General features: G+C 71.7%; 18 protein-coding genes. 11 read left to right on the top strand and 7 right to left on the bottom strand.

Going from position 1 to position 18,619, the window contains the following annotated elements:
• The first annotated feature begins 19 nt into the window (after positions 1–19).
• Positions 20–1,189, top strand: a complete 1,170-nt coding sequence (locus HL658_RS19170; protein WP_180284177.1) for an NAD(P)/FAD-dependent oxidoreductase — start codon at positions 20–22, stop codon at positions 1,187–1,189.
• 3 nt (positions 1,190–1,192) lie between these two features.
• Here HL658_RS19170 and HL658_RS19165 read toward each other — a convergent pair whose 3' ends face one another.
• The 4 genes from HL658_RS19165 to tsaD form a co-directional block, all read right to left on the bottom strand.
• Positions 1,193–1,606: an EVE domain-containing protein gene (locus tag HL658_RS19165; RefSeq protein WP_180284107.1), complete on the bottom strand. Its 414-nt coding sequence runs from the start codon at positions 1,604–1,606 to the stop codon at positions 1,193–1,195.
• A gap of 10 nt (positions 1,607–1,616) precedes the next feature.
• Positions 1,617–1,901, bottom strand: a complete 285-nt coding sequence (locus HL658_RS19160) for a YciI family protein (RefSeq protein ID WP_180284108.1) — start codon at positions 1,899–1,901, stop codon at positions 1,617–1,619.
• A 64-nt stretch (positions 1,902–1,965) separates the two neighbouring features.
• Positions 1,966–2,970, bottom strand: coding sequence for an NAD(P)H-dependent glycerol-3-phosphate dehydrogenase (locus HL658_RS19155; RefSeq protein ID WP_180284178.1), 1,005 nt, complete (start codon positions 2,968–2,970; stop codon positions 1,966–1,968).
• An 11-nt stretch (positions 2,971–2,981) separates the two neighbouring features.
• Entirely contained in the window at positions 2,982–4,055 is a 1,074-nt protein-coding gene (gene tsaD / locus HL658_RS19150) for a tRNA (adenosine(37)-N6)-threonylcarbamoyltransferase complex transferase subunit TsaD (protein WP_180284109.1), read from the bottom strand.
• Positions 4,056–4,101: 46 nt separating this feature from the next.
• Here tsaD and HL658_RS19145 point away from each other — a divergent pair, with 46 nt between their 5' ends.
• From HL658_RS19145 to HL658_RS19120, 6 genes are all read left to right on the top strand, one after another.
• Positions 4,102–4,935, top strand: coding sequence for a class I SAM-dependent methyltransferase (locus HL658_RS19145; RefSeq protein WP_180284110.1), 834 nt, complete (start codon positions 4,102–4,104; stop codon positions 4,933–4,935).
• A 32-nt stretch (positions 4,936–4,967) separates the two neighbouring features.
• Positions 4,968–5,894 carry a hydroxymethylbilane synthase gene (gene hemC, locus HL658_RS19140; protein WP_180284111.1) on the top strand — a complete coding sequence of 309 codons (927 nt, stop codon included), beginning with the start codon at positions 4,968–4,970 and terminating at the stop codon, positions 5,892–5,894.
• A complete protein-coding gene (locus tag HL658_RS19135) occupies positions 5,891–6,643 on the top strand; it encodes a uroporphyrinogen-III synthase (protein WP_343055212.1) in 753 nt (250 codons plus the stop codon). Before hemC ends, HL658_RS19135 begins: the two co-directional genes overlap by 4 nt.
• 99 nt (positions 6,644–6,742) lie before the next feature.
• Positions 6,743–8,347: a COG4223 family protein gene (locus HL658_RS19130; protein ID WP_180284112.1), complete on the top strand. Its 1,605-nt coding sequence runs from the start codon at positions 6,743–6,745 to the stop codon at positions 8,345–8,347.
• Complete coding sequence (locus tag HL658_RS19125; RefSeq protein WP_180284113.1) at positions 8,344–9,711, top strand: heme biosynthesis protein HemY; 1,368 nt, start codon at positions 8,344–8,346, stop codon at positions 9,709–9,711. The genes HL658_RS19130 and HL658_RS19125 overlap by 4 nt, the downstream gene beginning before the upstream one ends.
• 694 nt (positions 9,712–10,405) lie before the next feature.
• Positions 10,406–10,906, top strand: coding sequence for a methyltransferase domain-containing protein (locus HL658_RS19120; protein ID WP_180284180.1), 501 nt, complete (start codon positions 10,406–10,408; stop codon positions 10,904–10,906).
• 11 nt (positions 10,907–10,917) lie between these two features.
• Here the strand turns inward: HL658_RS19120 and HL658_RS19115 are convergent, their stop codons facing one another.
• Complete coding sequence (locus HL658_RS19115) at positions 10,918–13,140, bottom strand: ATP-binding protein (RefSeq protein WP_180284114.1); 2,223 nt, start codon at positions 13,138–13,140, stop codon at positions 10,918–10,920.
• 182 nt (positions 13,141–13,322) lie between these two features.
• Between HL658_RS19115 and HL658_RS19110 the strand changes: the two genes are divergently transcribed.
• Positions 13,323–14,267 carry a protein phosphatase CheZ gene (locus tag HL658_RS19110; RefSeq protein ID WP_180284115.1) on the top strand — a complete coding sequence of 315 codons (945 nt, stop codon included), beginning with the start codon at positions 13,323–13,325 and terminating at the stop codon, positions 14,265–14,267.
• 6 nt (positions 14,268–14,273) lie between these two features.
• Positions 14,274–15,542 (top strand): pentapeptide repeat-containing protein, encoded by a 1,269-nt coding sequence (locus HL658_RS19105; protein ID WP_180284116.1) that lies wholly within the window; start codon positions 14,274–14,276, stop codon positions 15,540–15,542.
• Here the strand turns inward: HL658_RS19105 and HL658_RS19100 are convergent.
• Positions 15,511–16,212, bottom strand: a complete 702-nt coding sequence (locus HL658_RS19100) for a gamma-glutamyl-gamma-aminobutyrate hydrolase family protein (RefSeq protein ID WP_180284117.1) — start codon at positions 16,210–16,212, stop codon at positions 15,511–15,513. The genes HL658_RS19105 and HL658_RS19100 overlap by 32 nt on opposite strands.
• 3 nt (positions 16,213–16,215) lie before the next feature.
• Positions 16,216–17,202: an amidoligase family protein gene (locus HL658_RS19095; protein WP_180284118.1), complete on the bottom strand. Its 987-nt coding sequence runs from the start codon at positions 17,200–17,202 to the stop codon at positions 16,216–16,218.
• A 137-nt stretch (positions 17,203–17,339) separates the two neighbouring features.
• Between HL658_RS19095 and HL658_RS19090 the strand changes: the two genes are divergently transcribed.
• Together HL658_RS19090 and HL658_RS38045 are read left to right on the top strand one after the other, a co-directional pair.
• Positions 17,340–18,008 carry a sulfite oxidase-like oxidoreductase gene (locus tag HL658_RS19090; RefSeq protein WP_180284119.1) on the top strand — a complete coding sequence of 223 codons (669 nt, stop codon included), beginning with the start codon at positions 17,340–17,342 and terminating at the stop codon, positions 18,006–18,008.
• Positions 18,001–18,576 (top strand): sugar O-acetyltransferase, encoded by a 576-nt coding sequence (locus tag HL658_RS38045; protein WP_180284120.1) that lies wholly within the window; start codon positions 18,001–18,003, stop codon positions 18,574–18,576. The genes HL658_RS19090 and HL658_RS38045 overlap by 8 nt, the downstream gene beginning before the upstream one ends.
• Positions 18,577–18,619: the final 43 nt, after the last annotated feature.

Below are 18,619 nucleotides of genomic sequence, written 5' to 3'. Positions count from 1 at the left end.
TCATGAGGGGCGGGGCGTGATGCGGGACGTGGTGATCGTCGGCGGTGGGGTCGTCGGCTCTTCGGTGGCGTATTTCCTGGCCTCCGACCCGGCCTTCGGCGGCACTGTGACGGTGGTGGAGCGCGACCCGACCTACGCAACCGCATCCTCGGCCCTGTCGGCCAGCTCGATCCGCCAGCAATTCTCCACCCCGCAGAACATCGCGCTGTCGCGCTTCGGGCTGGACTTCATCCGCGACGCCACCCGCCACCTGTCGGTGGAGGGCGAGGCGGTGGATCTCGGCCTGCGGGAGCCCGGCTACCTCTACCTCGCCACGCCGGCCGGCACGCGCGTGCTGGAGGCGAACCACGCCGTGCAGCGCGCGGCCGGGGTGGACGTGGCCCTTCTGGCGCCGGACGCGCTGAAGGCCCGCTTCCCCTGGCTGTCGGTGGAGGACGTGGCGCTCGGCTCGCTGGGGCTGTCGGGGGAAGGGTGGTTCGACGGCTACAGCCTGATGCAGGCCTTCCGCCGCAAGGCCAAGGCGCTGGGCGTGACCTTCGTGACCGGCGAGGCCACGGCCATGGAGCGCGCCCGCAACCGCGTTCAGGCGGTGCTGCTGCTCGACGGCACGCGCATCCCTTGCGGGGTGGTGGTGAACGCCGCCGGGCCGCGGGCGCGGTCGGTCGCCGCCATGGCCGGGGTGGACCTGCCGGTGTCGGCGCGCAAGCGCTGCGTCTTCGTCTTCGACTGCCGCGAGGCTCTGCCCGGCTGCCCGCTGGTCATCGACCCTTCGGGCGTGTGGTTCCGGCCGGAAGGGGCGCAGTTCATCGCTGGCGCCCCGCCCCCCGACAACCGCGACCCCGACACGCTGGACCTGACGGTCGAGCACGACCTGTTCGACGACATCCTGTGGCCGGCGCTGGCCAACCGAGTCCCCGCCTTCGAGGCGATCAAGGTCACCAACGCCTGGGCCGGCCATTACGAGTACAACGACGTGGACCAGAACGCGATCCTGGGACCCCATCCCGAGGTCGCCAACCTCATCCTCGCCAACGGCTTCTCGGGCCACGGATTGCAGCAGTCGCCGGGGGTCGGGCGCGGCATCGCCGAATGGATCCTGCACGGCGGCTGGCGGTCGCTCGACCTGTCGGTCTTCGCCTACGACCGCTTCGCCGCCGGCCGGCCGGTGCGCGAGCTGTGCGTGATCTGAGGCTTACGCTTCGATCCCCGCCAGCTCGCACACCCGCGCCCATTCCTCCTCCGACACCGGGCAGACCGACAGGCGGGACTGGCGCACCAGCGCCATGCCCTGCAGCAGCGGGTCGGCCTTGATCTGCTTCAGCGTGACGGGGGTGGCCACCGGCATCACCGGGGCCACGTCCACCATGCCGAAACGTCCGGCCGGATCGCTGGGATCGGGGTAGTATTCGCGGACGATTTCGACCACGCCCACCACCTCCAGCCCGTCGTTGGAGTGGTAGAAGAAGGCGCGATCGCCGACGCGCATGGCCTTCAGGTTGTTGGACGCCTGATGGTTGCGCACCCCGTTCCAATGGGTACGGCCGTCCGCGACCATCTGGTCCCAGGAGTATTTGAAGGGCTCGGACTTCACCAGCCAGCGCGCCATCGCCGTCGCCTCAGCCCTTGGGGTAGACCTTGCGCCACGGGCGGATGTCCACCCGCTCGAACAGGCCGGCCTTGGCGTAGGGGTCGCTGGCGGCGAAGGCCTCGGCCTCCGCCTTGTCCGCGAAATCCAGGATCAGCAGGCTGCCGACCATCCCCGCCCCATCGTCGGACAGCAGCGGCCCGGCCATGACGATGCGGTCCTCGTGCGCGGCAAGATATTCGAGGTGCGCCGCGCGGTTGGCGGCGCGGATGTCGGCGGCACCGGCCTTGTCGGTGCACAGCAGTGCGAAGAGCATGGGTCCCCTCCCTCGTTGGATCGGGCGAGACCCTAGCGCAAGCGGTGCCGGGGATAAAGCGGCCTCACGCCTCCTCCCGGAAGGGGCGGGAGAGGAGGGTGGCTATGGTGTCGTCCACGCGTGCCCCGCGGTTGAGGATGGCGTCGACCGAGGCGCAGATGGGCAGCTCCACCCCATGCCGGTCCGCCAGCTCCACCACTGCGCGGGCGGAATACACGCCCTCGGCGACCGACCGCCGTTCCGCCAGGATGTCGGCGAGCGCCCGGCCCTCGCCCAGCGCCACCCCCAGCGACATGTTGCGCGATTGCAGGCTGGAGCAGGTCAGCGTCAGGTCGCCAAGCCCCGAAAGCCCCATCAACGTGCCCGAGCGCCCGCCGAGCGCCAGGGCCAGCCGCGTGATCTCCGCCAGCCCGCGCGTGATCAGCGCGGCGCGCGCGTTGTCGCCCAGCCGGCAGCCGACCGCGACGCCGCAGGCGATGGCGAGCACGTTCTTCACCGCCCCGCCGATCTGCGCCCCCATCACGTCGTCGGTCAGATAGGGGCGGAAGGTCAGGCTGCCCAGCGCCTCCACCAGCCTCTGCCCGGTCTCCCGGTCGGCGCAGGCCAGCGTCACCGCGGTGGGCAGGCCGCGCGCCACCTCGATGGCGAAGGTCGGGCCGGACAGGATGGCGATCGGTGTCCTGGCCGGCAGCGCCGCCGCCGCGGCCTCGCTCATCGGGGCCAGCGTGCCCAGCTCGACGCCCTTGGCCGCGATCACCGCCGGCACCCCCGGCCGCCAGTGCGGCGCCAGACGCCCGCAGACCTCCCGCAGATGCTGGGCCGGGGTAACCAGCAGCACCGCATCGGTCGCGGCGGCCTCCGCAAGGTCGGTGGTTGCGCGCACACGGCTATCGAGGTTGACGCCGGGCAGATAGTCGGGGTTGGCCCGGTCGCGGTTGATGCCCGCCACCACGGCCGGTTCACGCGCCCACAGAACCGCCTCGCGGCCCGCCCGCGCCGCCGCCTGCGCCAAGGCGGTGCCCCAGGCCCCGCCGCCGATCACGCCGATGCGGTTCATACCGTCGTCCACTCCATGGGTCGTCACGCCTTCACCCCGGCTCCCACGCCGGCGCGGCCGATGGCCGGGGCGGCGGCGGGGTCGAGGGGCCAGCGGGGGCGGGGGGCGAAGTCCAGCGGGTCGGTCTGGCCGAGCCGCAACCGTTCGATGCCGGCCCAGGCGATCATCGCCGCGTTGTCGGTGCACAGCCGCAGCGGCGGGGCGACGAAGCGCAGGCCGCGCGCGTCGGCCAGCCCCGCCAGTCGGGCCCGCAGGGTCCGGTTGGCGGCGACGCCGCCGGCCACCACCAGCGTGTCGCCCTGCGGGTGCCGGTCCCGGAAAAGGGCGAGCGCGCGGCCGACGCGGTCGGCCATCACATCGGCCACCGCGGTCTGGAAGGCGGCGGCCAGATCGGCGCGATCGATATCCGTCAGCGGCCGGCCGAGTTCCTCCACATGCCGGCGCACCGCCGTCTTCAGGCCGGAGAAGGAGAAGTCGCAGCCGGGCCGCCCGACCATCGGCCGCGGCAGCTCGAACCGGCCGGGATCGGTCGCGGTGGCGGCGGCCTTTTCGACCAGCGGCCCGCCGGGGTAGCCGAGCCCCAACAGCTTGGCGGTCTTGTCGAAGGCCTCGCCCACCGCGTCGTCGATGGTGGTGCCGAGACGGCGGTAGCGGCCCACCCCCTCCACCGACAGAAGCTGGCAGTGCCCGCCGGACACCAGCAGCAGCAGGTAGGGAAAGGCCACGTCGTCGGTGAGCCGCGCGGTCAGCGCGTGCCCTTCCAGATGGTTGACGGCGACGAAGGGCAGGCCGCGCGCCGCCGCGATGGCCTTCGCCGTCATCACGCCGACGATGACGCCGCCGATCAGCCCCGGCCCTCCGGTGGCGGCGACCGCGTCGATGTCGGCCAGAGTCAGGCCCGAGTCGTCGAGCGCCCGCCGCACCAGCCCGTCCAGATGCTCCAGATGGGCGCGGGCGGCGATTTCCGGCACCACGCCGCCATAGGGGGTGTGGTCGTCCAACTGCGACAGCACGACGTCGGCGCGGATCTCCCGCGCGTCGGTGACGATGGCCGCTGCGGTCTCGTCGCAGCTCGTTTCGATTCCCAGCACGTTCATGCCGGCAAACTAGCGGCACCACGGCCTGTCGTATAGGGTCCTGCGCATGAACCACGACGTTCCGGCCGACGACGCCAGCATCCTCTATTACGATGGCGACTACCCGTCGCTGGAGATCGGCGAGGCGCGTGCCGAGCATGTCGTGACGCTCAATCGCGTCGGCATCCTGGGCGACGTGGGCCACTACAAGGAACTGGCACGGCGCACCGGCGGCCCGGTGCTGGAGGTGGGGGCGGGGACCGGGCGGCTGTCGGTGCCGCTGGCCCGGCTCGGGTTTGATGTCTGGGCGGTCGATGTCGCCCCGGCGATGCTGGCGCGGCTCGAAGCCCGCCGCGCCGCGGAGCCGGAGGAGGTCCGCAACCGGCTGCACCCGGTGTGTCAGGACGCCCAGGCGCTCGACTTGCCGGAACGGTCGTTCCGGCTTGCGATCATTCCGTTCAACGTTCTGATGTTGATCCCCGACCTTGGCATGCAGCGCCGCACCCTGGCCTCGGTCGCTGCGCATCTTCCGCCAGGCGGATTGTTGGCGCTCGACATCATGAATCCGCTGGTGCTGACGCTGGGGGAGGACCACACGCCGCACCCCTCCGAACCGCGCCGCAACCCGATCACCGGCAACAGCTACGTCAAGACCTCGCTGAACGACCGCATGGACGAAGCGCAGGTGCAGCGCCTGCACGGCTGGTACGACGAACTGCTGCCGGACGGCCGGATCCAGGTGACCGAGTTTTCGTTCCGCTGGCGGATCATTTTCCGGGTGGAGCTGGAGTTGCTGTTGAACGAAGCCGGTTTCGATCTCGAAACGATCTCCGGTGATTTTGAGAGCGGCGCTTGGACGGTGGACCGGCCGCGCATGGTTGCGACCGCTCGCCGCCGCTGACAAAGGGCCGCGGATCGCCTACAACCGTGGGCATGACGACACCGCTCCGCATCGGCACGCGCGGCAGCCCCCTGGCGCTGGCGCAGGCCCACGAGACCCGCGACCGGCTGGCCGCGGCGCATCCCCATCTGGCCGAACCCGGTGCCATCGAGATCGTGGTGCTGAAGACCACCGGCGACCGCATCCTCGACCGCACCTTGGCCGAGGCGGGCGGCAAGGGTCTGTTCACCAAGGAGTTGGAGGAGGCGCTGCTCGATGGCCGCGTCGACCTCGCCGTCCATTCCATGAAGGACGTGCCGACCTGGCTGCCGGCCGGGCTGGAGATCGCCTGCCTGCTGCCGCGCGAGGACCCGCGCGACGCCTTCTTCTCCCGCGACGGCGCCGGGCTCGACGCGCTGCCGGCCGGTTCGGTCGTCGGCACGGCGGGTTTGCGGCGGCAGGCCCAGGTGCTGGAGCGGCGCCCCGACCTGCGGGTCGTGCCCCTGCGCGGCAATGTGCAGACCCGCCTCGCCAAGCTCGACGCGGGGGAGGTGGACGCGACGCTGCTGGCGCTCGCCGGGCTGCGCCGCCTGGGTCTGACCGGGCGGATCACCGCTGTGCTGGAGCCGGCGGACATGCTGCCCGCCGTCGCCCAGGGCGCCATCGGCATCGAAATCCGTTCCGACGACGCAATGACCGCTGACCTGTTGGCATCGTTGCACTGCCGCGACACTGCGGACCGGCTGGCCGCGGAGCGTGGGTTGCTGGCCGCGCTGGACGGCTCCTGCCGCACCCCCATCGCCGCCCTGGCGGTACTGGACGGCGATACCGTGGCGCTGGAAGCCAAGGTGCTGTCCACCGACGGCCGTCAGGTGTTCCGCGCCGCGCGCCGTGGTCCGCGGGCCGACGCCGCCGGTCTGGGTGCCGACGCGGGCGCGGAGATCAAGGCCGTGCTGCCGCCCGGCTTCTTCGCGACGTGACCGCTGCCGGCCGCCGCATCCTCGTCACCCGCCCGGCCGAGGATGCGGAGCCGCTGATCTGGTGTCTCGCCGACCGCGGCTACGAGCCCATCCTCGAACCCATGCTGACCATGCGCTGGCTCGACGGGCCGGAGCCGGAGCTGTGCGGCGTACAGGCGCTTTTGTTCACCAGCGCAAATGGAGTACGGGCCTACGCCCGACGTACGACCCGGCGCGATCGTCCGGCCTACGCCGTCGGCGATGCCACCGCCGCCGCTGCCAGCGCAGCCGGCTTCACCCGTGTGGAGAGTGCCGGGGGCGATGTGTACGCGCTGGCGTCGCTGGTCGCCGCGCGATGCGTTCCGGATGACGGCCCGCTACTCCATGTCGCAGGTACGGTGGTGGCCGGTGATCTGGCCGGAGCCTTGGGTTCCGCCGGCTTCACCGTGCGGCGCGAAGCGCTGTACGAGGCGGTCGCGGCGACGTCGCTGGGTGCCGATGCCGTGCGCGCGCTCTCCGAAGGGGGTGTCGGGGGTGCGCTGTTTTTCTCTCCCCGCACCGCTCGATCGTTTGTTAGGTTGCTTGCCGAGGCGGGGCTCGACGACCATCTGCGTACAGTCGAAGCACTGTGCCTCAGTCCCGCGGTCGCGCAGGCGGCCCGTACGCTCGACGGGTCGCGCGTCATGCCTTGGAAGGACGTACGGGCCGCGGCCCGGCCGGAGCAGGATGCCCTGCTCGCCCTTCTTCCGGATCACCGCGACGGGGAGTGAGGCCGGCGGTCCCGTTTCCGGTCCGGCGCGTCGCGTGCGATCCGGACCGGCGGAGGAAACAAGGCGTTCGACACGAACAAGGCGACCAAGAAGGCAGTCATGACTCCTCGCCCAGGCTCCGACACACCGGACCAGGACCCGAACGGCCAGCAAGGGCCGAACGAGTCCGCGCAGACTCCCGGCGGCACCGCCGTGGAGCGCATCATCGAGCGCTTCGGCGGCATCCGCCCCATGGCCCACAAGCTGGACATCCCGGTCACCACGGTGCAGGGCTGGAAGAAGCGCGGCGCCATCCCCCTCAACCGCCATCCGGATCTGCGCAGCGCCGCGGTGCGCCACGGGATCGCGCTGGACGAGTCGGAGCTGGACGCCGCCACCCCGTCGGAGGAGCGGCCGGCGGGGGCGGCCACCGGCGTTTACGACCCGGTGTCCGAACTGCAGCCCGCCGCGGTCGAGCCGACCCCCGGCAGAGCGGCCGTCGATGGCGGGTCCGCCGCCGAGCGGGTGATCGAGGACGAGCCGGTCGTCGCCAGCCCGCCTCCTCCGCCCCCGGTGGACGAGCGGCGGTCCGGCGGTTCGGGATTCGCCACGGTGGTTTCGGTCCTGGCGCTGATCGCCGCCGGTGCCGCGCTGACCCAGCCCTGGTGGATGCCGCAGACGCCGCCGGCCCCTACCGTCGCCCCGGCGACGGTGCAGGCGCTGGACCAGCGCCTCGGTCAGATCGACCAGCGCGTGCAGCAGCTCGCCTCCCGCCCCGCCGCCACCGGCGATGCCGCGGCGCAGCTCCAGCCGCTGGCCGACCGCATCGGCGCGCTGGAGCAGCGCGTGCAGCAGGCCGCCCAGGCGCAGCCCGGCCAGGATCAGCCCGCGCAGGCCGCCGTTGATCTGGCGCCGCTGGAAAGCCGCCTCGCGGCTCTGGAGCAGCGCCCGGCGCCCGAGGCGCCCGCCCAGCCGCCCGAGGACCCGCGCGTCGCCGGTCTGGCCGACACGCTGGCGTCGGTGCAGAAGAGCGTCGATGGTGTCCAGCAGCGGCTCCAGCAGGTGGGCGGCACCGCCGAGACGGCGCAGCGGCTGGCGCAGGAGGTCGATGGGCTGAAGCAGCAGCTCGCGTCGCTTCAGAAGGACCTGCAGGCGCGCCGTGACGCGTCCACCGCCGCCGAGGCGCTGGTGCTGGCCGCGGGCCAGCTCCGCGCGGCGCTCGCCGGCAGCCAGCCCTTCCAGAGCGAGCTCCAGGCGGTGCGGCAGCTCGGCGTCAACGACACGCAGGTGGCGCAGGCGCTCGACAGCATCGCCCCCTTCGCGCCGAAGGGTGTTCCGACCCGGCCGACGCTGACCGATCGTTTCTCCACGCTCGCCAGCGACATCGTGCGCGCCGCCAACAAGGGCAACGGCACCAACTGGCTGGACCAGGTGGGCGGCACCCTGTCCACCCTCGTCACCGTGCGCCAGCAGGGTGCCGGCGTGGTCGGCGACAGCGCCCAGGCCATCGTCGCCCGTACCGAGGCCGCCTTGCAGGAGGGCAACCTCGCCCAGGCGGTGAAAGAGGCGTCGGCACTCCAGGGGCCGGCGGCCGAGGCGGCGTCCGGCTGGCTGGCCGACGCCAAGGCCCGCCTTGCCGCCGACGAGGCGGCGCGGCAGATCGGCGCCCGCTCCATCGCGCTGCTCGGCGCGTCGGCCGGCGCGCAGAAAGGGGCGGCGCAATGATCCGCACCATCTGGTTCCTGGCCAAGGTCGCGATCGTCGTCGCGATCGCCATCTGGCTCGTCGAACGCCCGGGCCATGTCAGCGTCGTCTGGCAGGGCTATGTGGTCGAAACCTCCTTCGCCATGATGGTGCTCATCCTGGCGGTGGCGCTGGGCGCCGCGGCGGTGCTGTACCGGCTGTTCCGCGCCCTGTGGACGGCGCCGTCCGACATCGCCCGCTACAGCCGCCGGCGCAAGCGCGAGCGCGGCTACCGCGCGCTGACCCGCGGCATGGTGGCGGTCGCGGCCGGCGACGCCGGCACCGCGCGGCGCATGGCGCGCAAGGCCGACGGGCTGCTCGACGAGCCGCCGCTGACCATGCTGCTCCAGGCGCAATCGGCCCAGCTTGCCGGCGACGAGGACGCCGCCCGCCGCTACTTCACCGCCATGCTGGAACGGCCGGAGACGGCCTTCCTCGGTTTGCGCGGCCTGCTCAACCAGGCGCTGCGTGCCGGCGACCGGGTGGAAGCTCTGGCGCTGGCGCGGCGCGCGCAGCGCATCCAGCCGGACACGCCCTGGCTGCTCGCCACGCTCGTCGACCTGGAAGCGCGGGCCGGCGACTGGGCAGCGGCGGAATCCACGCTCCAGCAGGCGGTGCAGGTTGGCGCCGTGACGCCGGAGGAGGGCCGGCACCGCCGCGCCGCGCTGCTGCTCGAACGCAGCTACGAGGCGGAGCGCCGCGGGCGCGACGACGCGGCCGACGGCCACGCCCGCGCCGCCAACGACCTGTTGCCGGGCTTCGTGCCGGCCGCGGCCCGGCTTGCCCGCCTGCTGGTCAAGGCCGGCCGCACCCGCAAGGCGATGAAGGTGGTGCAGCGCGCGTGGCGGCAGAACCCGCACACCGAGCTCGCCGACGCCTATCGCGAGGCCATCGGCGCCTACGATCCGCTCGCCCGCGCCAAGCAGTTCCAGAAGCTCGCCTCCTACGCGCCGAACCATGTGGAAAGCCATCTGGCGGTGGCCCGCGCGGCGATGGACGCGAAGCTGTGGGGGGAGGCGCGCTCCCATCTCACCAAGGCCATGGAGATCGAGCCGTCGCACCGGGTCTACGCCCTGCTGGCCGAGCTGGAGCGCGGCGAGCACGGCAACGACGAAGCGGCCCAGACCTGGCTCGCCCAGGCCGCGTCCGCCCCGGCCGACCCGGCCTGGACCTGCCGTGCCTGCGGCCACCCGGCGCACGCGTGGTCGGGCCTGTGCGAGAGCTGCGGCGCCTTCGACACGCTGGAATGGAAGAGCCCGTCGTTGGCGCTCCACCTGACGGCCGGGGAGCACACCCGCACCGGTGCCAACACCAACCTGCCCACCGTGATCGAGGCGGCGCGCTAGCGTCCGGCGGCCCCGTCCCGGCCGGTTTTCGGGACCGGGGCCGCCGTGGCTCGACGGAGGGTGTTCTTGTCCGGCAATTCGCGCGCGTGGTATGGAGCATCCGACGCCAGTCGATTCGGGTGGGCTTGTCTCACGGACATGATCCCTTCCCTGGGCACACCCGAGGTGGCGGCCTCATCGGTCCGGTCGAGCTGGCGCTGTCATGAAGAGGCGACCGTATGATCTCCGTTTCCCTGGCCGCTCCTCAGCCCTGGGGCTTCCTCGATTGGGCACGGATCGATCCGGGCGGGCTGGTGCGGCTGGTGGGATGATCGCAGCTCCCGACGGACTCGATACCGATGCCGCAGGTCGCACTTGCCGGCCGGTCCCTCGCCCATCTCAGAACCCACCGCTTTTCGCGGGCGGACGTCGCGGCGGGAGCCGACCAGATCGTGCCGCAGTCCGGCGTGGTGATCGAGTATCTGCGCGACGCACCGCCCACCGGTGAGCCCGAGCCGGTCGGCCCGCTCACCATCGACGATGCGAGCTGGGAGGTGGAGGGAACGCTGACCTTCCACGCCATGCATTACGACGGCCTGCTGACCACCGACAAGGTGCTCGGGGCGCGACCACATCTACGGTTTCGGCCCACCGAGCCCCATCGTGGCGCCCGACGTGCTCGATCTTGTGGCAGGTTTGAGCGGCCGGGTGCTCGATTTCGGCTGCGGTTCGGGCGCGCTGGTGGCCGCCCTGCGCGGGCGCGGGCGCGGGCGCGGGGTCGAGGCGTTCGTTCGGCATCGAACTGGACCGCGGCCCCATCCGCGAGACGCTGAAGCCGGAGGCGGCGCCCTACGTCACCCTCTACGACGGCCGGATGCCGTCCCCTTTCGACGACGGGTCCTTCGACGCGGTGGTCTGCTCTGAGGTGCTGGAACATATTCCCGACTACGGGGCGGCCGTGGCGGAGATGGCACGGCTGACCCGCGACCGGCTGGTGATCACGGTGCCGGACGCGGCGGCCATCCCGCTCGGCACGCGTCATCAGCTCGTGCCGTGGCACCTGCTGGAAGCGACGCACGTGAACTTCTTCAACCAGCGCAGCCTGCACGCGCTGCTCGCCCCGCATTTCGGCCGGATCAATTCCGGCCGGATCTCCCCCTGCACGATGAACGACACACCCTTCTACATCAGCCTCGTGGCGGTCTGTCGCAAATAGGCCTCGGCCGGTCAGGAGACGGTCGCGACGATCTCCTCCAGGTCGGCCGGTACGATCGGCTTGTGCAGCAGGACGCGGCCGTTGGTCGCCGCCTCGCGCAGGCGGTCGGGGTCGGTGTCGCCGGTGACGATCACCGCCGGCGTCCGACGTTCCAGTATGACGTCGAGATGGTCCACGAACTGGGTGCCGGTCAGCGGCCCCGGCAGCCGGTAGTCGGTCACGATCACGTCCGGCGGCACCTCCATGCGCGCCACGATGGTCAGCGCGTCGGGGCCGTCGGCGGCGGTGGTGACGTGGTGGCCGGCCTCCTCCAGAATGTGGCGCAGCGCGGTGCGCTGGTCCGGCTGGTCCTCCACCACCAGGACGCGGCGCCGGGGTGCCGGCGGGGCGGACCGGGACCGCGGCGGCGGCAGCAGGGCCTGCCCCTCGTGGCGGGCGGCAAGCGGAACGCTGACCGCGAACAGCGATCCCTTGCCGACGCGGGAACGGACCGTCAGCGGATGCCCGAGCAGCCGCGCCGTCCGCTGCACGACGGAGAGACCCAGCCCCAGTCCCTGGCGGTGGTCGCGCGCGGCGTTGTCGAGCTGCACGAAATCCTCGAACACATGGTCGAGCTTGTCCGCGGGGATGCCGGGGCCGGTGTCCCAGACGTCGATGCGCAGTTGCGTGCCATGCACCCGGCACCCCACCAGGATGCCGCCGGCCGCCGTGTAGCGCACGGCGTTGGCCAGCAGGTTGCCGATGATGCGGCCCAGCAGCGTCGGGTCGCTTCGGACGATCGCCGGGCAGGCGCGCAACCGCAGGCGTAGCCCTTTCTGCGCCGCCGCCGGCCGCACCTCGTCCAGCTTGGCGGCCAGCAACGGGCGGAGGGGGAGGTCGACGACGTGCGGGCGGACGGTGCCGGCCTCCAGCGTCGAGACGTCCAGCAGCGCGTTCAGCAACGCCTCCCCCGATTCCATGGCGGCGCCGAGATGGCGGTGGTGCTCCTGCGCGCGGTCGGTCCTCAGCCCGTCCAGCATCAGGTGGTGGAACAGCCGCATGGCCTGGAAGGGCTGGCGCAGGTCGTGGCTGGCGGCCGCCAGGAAGCGCGCCTTGGCGGCGACCGCCATCTCGGCCTCGCGGCGGCGGCGCGCCTCCTCCCGCAGCAGCGTCTCCCGCTCGGCCGCGGCGTGGTGCAGCCGGGTGCCGGCAAAGTCGAGCGCCAGCGACAACTCCTGCACCTCGGTGATGCCCGACGGTGGCAGCGGCGGCGGGGCGCGGTCGCGCTCCAGCGCCACCGCGGCATCCACCAGCGCGCGCATGGACAGCGCGATCCGGTGCGCCTGCCGGACGGCCAGCATCAGGGCCACCATGATCAGCAGTGAGCCCAGGGCCGTGGCGATGCCGATCTTGGTCCACACCGGGGCCGACAGCATGCGCTTCGGCGCGGCATAGCCGAACCGCCAGCCGGTGATGCCGGATTTCTGGAATCCGATCACCACATCGTGGCCCTCCAGCGCCTTGCCCTCCGCCAGCCCGTTGTCCTGTCCGGACGTGGCGGCGCTGAACCAGCCCGGTGCCGGCTGCCCGACGAACCGGTCATGATCACGGTTGCGGGCGAGCACGGCGTCATTGTCGTCGACCAGCACGCCCAGCCAGCTGTCCGGCAGCTTCTGGTCCTGGAGCAGGCGGCTCCAGCGTTCCGGACGGATGGTCACGCCGACGGCGGCGGCGCCGCCGGATCCGGCCACGGGAACGACGATCGCGACCTGATCGGGGGCCGCTCCCTGCCGGGGCAGAAGCCGCGACACCGCCGGACGCCCGGTGATGATCGCCTGCCGCACCGTGGCCATGTAGGGCGCGCCCTGCGGCACCTTGTCCCACGACGCGGTGTCGGCGGTGATGCGTCCGAAAGGATCGGTGGTGAAGAGGGTGTGCCAATAAGGCTGCCCGGCGAGCAGCCGGCCGGCGGTCGCCGCGAAGCGCGGTTCGTCCCTGTCGCTCATCGCGCCGGCCGCGGCGGCGCTGTGCAGCGCGCCGACGATGCCGGCCACGTCCGTGTCGATCGCGAGCATGAGTGCACGCGCCGTCGCCTGAAGGCTGCGTTCCGTGGCTTCCCGCTGCGAGACGGCGTTCCAGGCGATCAGCGCCACGGCCAGCACCAGCATGGGAATCAGCGTCGTCAGCACCAGAACGAGGAGGTGCCAGCGGATCGGCCGGTGGCCGGATCCGAACGGGGTGACTCGTTCTCGCAAAGGCCTATCCATCCGGTCACCGAAACGCAGCATGCTGTTTAATATCGGACGCGGGCTCTTCCGTCTGATATTTGGTGGTATGGCGGCCGAACGTGGCAAGACCGTCCCTTTACCACAGCCCTTCCGACGGGGTACCATCCGAAAGACATAGGCTGAAAACCGACGGGGCGCGTGCAGCGGCGATGACCGAAGCAAGGCTGCTGGAACTCACCGAGGCCGAATATTTCCAGATGGAAGAAGCCCTGTCGCAGACCGCGCGCGGCCGGGCCTTCCTGCGCATGCGCGACCGGCGGGCCCGGGTCGTGGGAGTGGACGAACTGAACCGCGTCGCCGGGGCGCTGGAACGGCAGGTCAACCGCTTGGCCGGCATCGATCCGGGGACGGTTCCGGCCCGTGGGGGCGACGGCAGCACCATCCAGCAGGAGTTGTCGGCGATCAGCCAATATGTCCAGCAGACCCGCAGCGACATCGCCGCCCTGCGCCCGGCCGATTCGGGGGCCAACCGGATCGAGGCGGCCACGGGCGAGCTGGACGCCATCGTCGCGGCGACCGAACGGGCCACGACGGACATCCTGAACGCCGCCGAGCGCATCACCGAATGGACCGCCCGCATCCCGCGCACCGATCCGGAACTGGCCGAGGTCGCCGACGCGATCGAGGCGTGGAGCATAGAAATCCTGACCGCCTGTTCCTTCCAGGACATCACCGGCCAGCGCACCACGAAGGTGGTCAACACGCTTCGCTACATCGAGCAGCGCGTGAACACGATGATCGAGATCTGGGGCGTCGACCGCACGGTCACCGTCACCGGGTCCGGCGACTTCGCGGTGTCGCACCGCAAGATGAACGACGAGCGGCCTGACGCGCATCTGCTGAACGGGCCGCAACTGGATGGCGAGGGGGTGAGCCAGGACGACATCGACGCCCTCTTCGACTCGATCGCCACCGAGATGCCGCAGGTGTTCGACCGCGTCGAGACGGTCACGGCCACCGCCCATGCTCCGAACCATGCCGCGGCACCGGCGCAGCCGGCACCCCAGCCGAAGCCGACCGCGGTTCCGCCCCCATCCCCCGCCGGTGCCGGCGAGCCGATCTCGCAGTCGGACATCGACAAGCTGTTCGCGTGACCGGCCATGGCGAATGACGGCAAGGTCAAGTCACGCATCAGGCTCACCCAGGAGCAGTTGGACCGGGTCTGCGAGCGCCATGTGCGGTTCGTGGAGGGGCGGCCCAACGGCGCGCGTGCGAACCTGCCCTTTTTCGACCTGACCGGTCTCGACCTGTCCGGGCGGAACCTGACGGGCGCCCACCTCGCCGGTGCCACCCTGCAGAGCGCCAACCTGCGCGAGGCGGTGCTGGACCACGCCGATCTCTACGGCGCCGATCTGCGCGGGGCCGATCTCTCCGGTTCGCGGCTGTTCCGCACCGATCTGCGCGGGGCGAACGTGCGCGGCGCCACCATGGAAGGGGCGACCATGGTGGAGGTGGACCTGCGCGACGGCAGCTTCGCCACGAAGAGCAGCGCCGGCGAGCTGAAGGTGGTGGGGTTCGAGCCGGGGCCGGCCGACATGTCCTCAGCGATCATGGCGAACGCCGACATGGCGCGGGCCAAGCTGTCGGGCAGCTTCGCCCGGCAGGTGGACTTCTCCAACAGCCGCCTGGTGGGGGCGCGCCTGGACCGCGTGGATCTGCGCGGCAGCAACTTCACCAACGCCGACATGCAGGGCGCCGACCTCACCGGCGCCGACCTGCGCGGCGCCCGCATGGACGGCGCCAAGGTCGACCAGACCGACCTTGCCCGCGCCATCCGCAACGACGACGACGCCGTCCGCCACAAGGCCGCCCCGCCACCCCCGCCGCCGCCCGATCCGGAACCCGCCGAGGCCGCTGCGATCGGCATTCCGGCGGAGGAGCTGTCCGGGCTGCTGCGCGACCACATGCTGTGGCTGGGCACCGGCGGCAAGCAGGGCCGGCAGCTCGACCTGTCCGGGATCAACCTGGAAGGCGCCGATCTTTCCGGCAAGATCCTGACGCTCGCCAAGGGCAGCGGGGTGCTGCTGCGCAACGCGCGGCTCAAGGGCGCGCAGCTCCAGGCCGCCAAGTTCGACGGCGCCGACCTGCGCTCCGCCGACCTGACCGGGGCCGACCTGCGCGGGGCGACGCTGGACCGCGCCATCCTGATCGACGCCCGGCTCGACCGCGCCAATCTGGGCATGCTGACCATCAAGGCGGGGGAGAAAGTCATGCGCGCCTCGCTGGTGCGCGCCCGCATGGCCGGCGCGTCGCTGGCGGAGGCGCGCATGAAGGGTTGCGACCTGACCATGGCCGATCTCACCGGCTGCGACCGCGCCGGAGCCGACCTGGAGGGCGCTATCCTGGAAGGGACACGGCTGGGAGCGTGAGCGCCCCCTCCGCCGCCCCGACCAGCGTGCGGAACAGGTTCTGCTGACGGTCGTCGATCACCAGATATTCGGGGTGCCACTGCACCCCGACCGTGAAGGGGTGGGTGGCGTCCTCGATCCCCTGCACGATGCCGGGTCGGTCCTGCGCCACCACCGCCAGGCCATGGCCCAACCGGTCCACCGACTGGTGGTGCAGCGCGTTCACCCGGCATTCCGCGAGCCCGAGGATGCCGTAGAGCCGGCTGTCCGGGTTGATCCGGATGCGCTTGCGCGGCAGCGGCGTGCGCATGCGCGGCGCGTCGCGGTAGACGTCGTGGATGTCGCCGTGCAGGGTGCCGCCGCGGTGGATGTTGATCATCTGCGCGCCGCGGCAGATGCCCAGCACCGGCAGCAGGCGCCCGGCGGCGCGGTCCAGCGCGTCCAGCTCCAACCGGTCGCGCTGTGGATCCACCTTGACGGTGGGGCGGGCCGATTCGCCGTAGAGTGCGGCGTCGATATCGTCGCCGCCGCCGACCACCAGCCCGTCCAGCCGATCGATGGGAAAGGGATCGTCGGCGCTGATGCGCACGGCGCGGGCGCCGGCGCGGGTCAGGGCCAGCCGGTTGGCCCACCAACTCCAGCGGCTGCCGCTTGCGGACACGGTCACGCCGATCAGCGGACGTCCGGTCATGGCTCACGCCTCCCCGATGTCGCGCGCGCACTCCTCCGCCCAGCCGCCGAGATCGCCCCGGCGCAGCCGGTCGCGGTAGGCAAGGCCCAGACCATCCAGCCTGTCCCGGTCGGCGGCCAGACGCTCGACCGCCACCCAGCGGTTCCAGTCCTCCGCCAGCGTCCAGGCGGGATCGCCGACCAGCGCGTTGGGCAGCCGGTAATGGAAGGTGGGGCGTGCCCGCACATGCGGATCACTGACCCGGGCGAACAGAATGTCGGGGGCCAGCTTCGCGAACAGCGGGAACAGGTCTAGCTCGCGGTTGCGGCTGGGGTTGTCGGTCAGATAGTCGGTGACCAGCCCCTCCATCTCCGGCCGGTAGGCGGGGTCCACCACCTTGGCCGCATAGTGCGGGGGGAAGGAGGCGATGAAGCCGGACAGCCGCCGCGTCGCGTCCACCTTGATGGCGCCGCGCAGCCACGCCGCCAGGATCAGGAAGGCCTTCAGGTGGTCGAGCGCGTAGTCGGCCGTCTCCTCCGCGACCTCGGGGTTCAGGTGCATGCCGAAGGCGAAGAGCGGGCTGGCGTGCGTGCCGCGCGCTCCGGCCTCGCGCAGGGCCGTCACCAGCCGGTCCAGCTCGCCCAGCCGGTCGAAGGGGATCGGCGGTGCGGCGATCTCGAACGGCATGACCAGGCTGCCGATGTTGCCCCACAGCCGGCGCAGGCCGTTCTTCACCGCCTCGCCCGACTTGGCGGGTGCGCCGTTTTCCGCCGCCTCTTCCGGATGCGCGGCGCGCATGTCCAGCTCGACCGTGAAATCACCGAGGACGGTATCGCGGACCTTGCAGCGGTGCGGGTCCTTCACCACGATCTCGCCGCCGAACAGGCCGCGCACCACGCTGGCCGCACCCGGCGCGTCGAGATCGGCGAATTCGAGCTCGACGCCGACCCGGCGCGGGGTGCCGTCGTGGCGGGTGGTGCGGGGCGGAAGGGAGATGGCGGTCTGAGGCATGGCGTTCCTTCAACGCCGCAACCGCCGACCGGTTCCTGCGGTTGACCGCAGGGCGGGTTCCGGCGGTTGACCACAAGGACGGCTCCGCCTACCACAGGGGCAGGGGTTACACGACGGGCAGCACCACGGAGGACGGCATGGGCGACGAGGTCGAGCGCGAGGGCGAGATCCGGGAAAAGCTGGTCGCCACCAAGGAGGCGTGGGCGCGCGACGGGCGCGCCCTGACCGGGGAGACGGCGGACCCGGCGGTGGAGCGGCTGCCGCCTGGCCAGCGGCTGGTGCAGGACTGGCCGGTGCTGGACCTGGGCATCCTGCCGAAGGTGGACACCGGCAACTGGGCGCTGACCGTGGATGGGCTGGTGGAGAACCCCATCCGCTGGACCTGGGAGGATTTCCGCGCCCAGCCCGCCTTCACCCATGTGTCGGACATCCATTGCGTCACGACATGGTCGCGCTACGACAACCATTGGGAAGGGGTGAGCGCCAAACACCTGCTCTCCGTCGTGCGGCCGAAGCCGGAGGCGACGCACCTGCTGTTCCACGCCTACGACGGCTACACCACCAACCTGCCGCTGTCGGCTTTCGACGACGACGACGTGCTGCTCGCTTCCTCGTGGGAGGGGCAGCCGATCAGCCGCGATCATGGCGGGCCGGTGCGGGTGGTCGTGCCCAAGCGCTATTTCTGGAAGAGCGCCAAGTGGGTGAAGCGGATCGAGGTGCTCGCCTCCGACCGCCGGGGCTATTGGGAGGTCCGCGGCTACCACAACGAGGCCCATCCCTGGGCCGAGGAGCGCTACAGTGAGTGACGCGACGGACCAGCGGACCGCCTACCAGCGCCAGCAGGCCGGCGATTGGTACCACCCCGCCGACGCGGAACTGGAGGCCGCCCGGCTGCGCGGCGCCGCGCTTCAGGAACGCTACAACGCCATGCCGGAGGCGGACATGGCGGCCCGGCAGGCGATCCTGCGCGCGATGCTGGGCCGGGTGGGGGAGGGATGCAACCTGCGCTCCCGCTTCTCCTGCGACTATGGCACCAACATCCACCTGGGCGACCGGGTGTTCATGAATTTCGACTGCGTGCTGCTGGACTGCGCCGTCATCGAGATCGGCGACGACACCCAGATCGCCCCCGCCGTCCAGATCTACACCGCCGACCACCCCCTCGACCCCGCCGCCCGCCGATCCGGACTGGAGCGCGCGCGCCCGGTGCGGGTCGGCCGCAACGTGTGGATCGGCGGCGGCGCCATCCTGCTGCCCGGCATCACCGTGGGCGACGACGCGGTGATCGGGGCGGGTGCGGTGGTGAACCGCGACGTACCGGCGGGGGCGGTCGTGGTGGGCAACCCGGCGCGGGTGGTGCGGATGGCGGGGTGAATGGCGCCTTGTGCAGGGTGGACAGGACACCTATTGTAAGGAA

Source organism: Azospirillum oleiclasticum (genome assembly GCF_013423485.1).
GTDB classification, from domain to species: domain Bacteria; phylum Pseudomonadota; class Alphaproteobacteria; order Azospirillales; family Azospirillaceae; genus Azospirillum; species Azospirillum oleiclasticum.
The sequence above is the reverse complement of the archived record's forward strand: the minus strand, read 5'-3'. Positions and strand labels throughout refer to the sequence as shown.

What these genes read in the sequence shown, in the direction of transcription:
- HL658_RS19160 (WP_180284108.1), bottom strand. Translation starts at nt 1,901, where the DNA reads ATGCTCTTCGCACTGCTGTGCACCGACAAGGCCGGTGCCGCCGACATC.
- HL658_RS19130 (WP_180284112.1), top strand. Translation starts at nt 6,743, where the DNA reads ATGACTCCTCGCCCAGGCTCCGACACACCGGACCAGGACCCGAACGGC.
- HL658_RS19100 (WP_180284117.1), bottom strand. Translation starts at nt 16,212, where the DNA reads ATGACCGGACGTCCGCTGATCGGCGTGACCGTGTCCGCAAGCGGCAGC.
- HL658_RS19125 (WP_180284113.1), top strand. Translation starts at nt 8,344, where the DNA reads ATGATCCGCACCATCTGGTTCCTGGCCAAGGTCGCGATCGTCGTCGCG.
- tsaD (WP_180284109.1), bottom strand. Translation starts at nt 4,055, where the DNA reads ATGAACGTGCTGGGAATCGAAACGAGCTGCGACGAGACCGCAGCGGCC.
- HL658_RS19105 (WP_180284116.1), top strand. Translation starts at nt 14,274, where the DNA reads ATGGCGAATGACGGCAAGGTCAAGTCACGCATCAGGCTCACCCAGGAG.
- HL658_RS19170 (WP_180284177.1), top strand. Translation starts at nt 20, where the DNA reads ATGCGGGACGTGGTGATCGTCGGCGGTGGGGTCGTCGGCTCTTCGGTG.
- HL658_RS19145 (WP_180284110.1), top strand. Translation starts at nt 4,102, where the DNA reads ATGAACCACGACGTTCCGGCCGACGACGCCAGCATCCTCTATTACGAT.
- HL658_RS19165 (WP_180284107.1), bottom strand. Translation starts at nt 1,606, where the DNA reads ATGGCGCGCTGGCTGGTGAAGTCCGAGCCCTTCAAATACTCCTGGGAC.
- HL658_RS19095 (WP_180284118.1), bottom strand. Translation starts at nt 17,202, where the DNA reads ATGCCTCAGACCGCCATCTCCCTTCCGCCCCGCACCACCCGCCACGAC.
- HL658_RS19110 (WP_180284115.1), top strand. Translation starts at nt 13,323, where the DNA reads ATGACCGAAGCAAGGCTGCTGGAACTCACCGAGGCCGAATATTTCCAG.
- hemC (WP_180284111.1), top strand. Translation starts at nt 4,968, where the DNA reads ATGACGACACCGCTCCGCATCGGCACGCGCGGCAGCCCCCTGGCGCTG.
- HL658_RS19090 (WP_180284119.1), top strand. Translation starts at nt 17,340, where the DNA reads ATGGGCGACGAGGTCGAGCGCGAGGGCGAGATCCGGGAAAAGCTGGTC.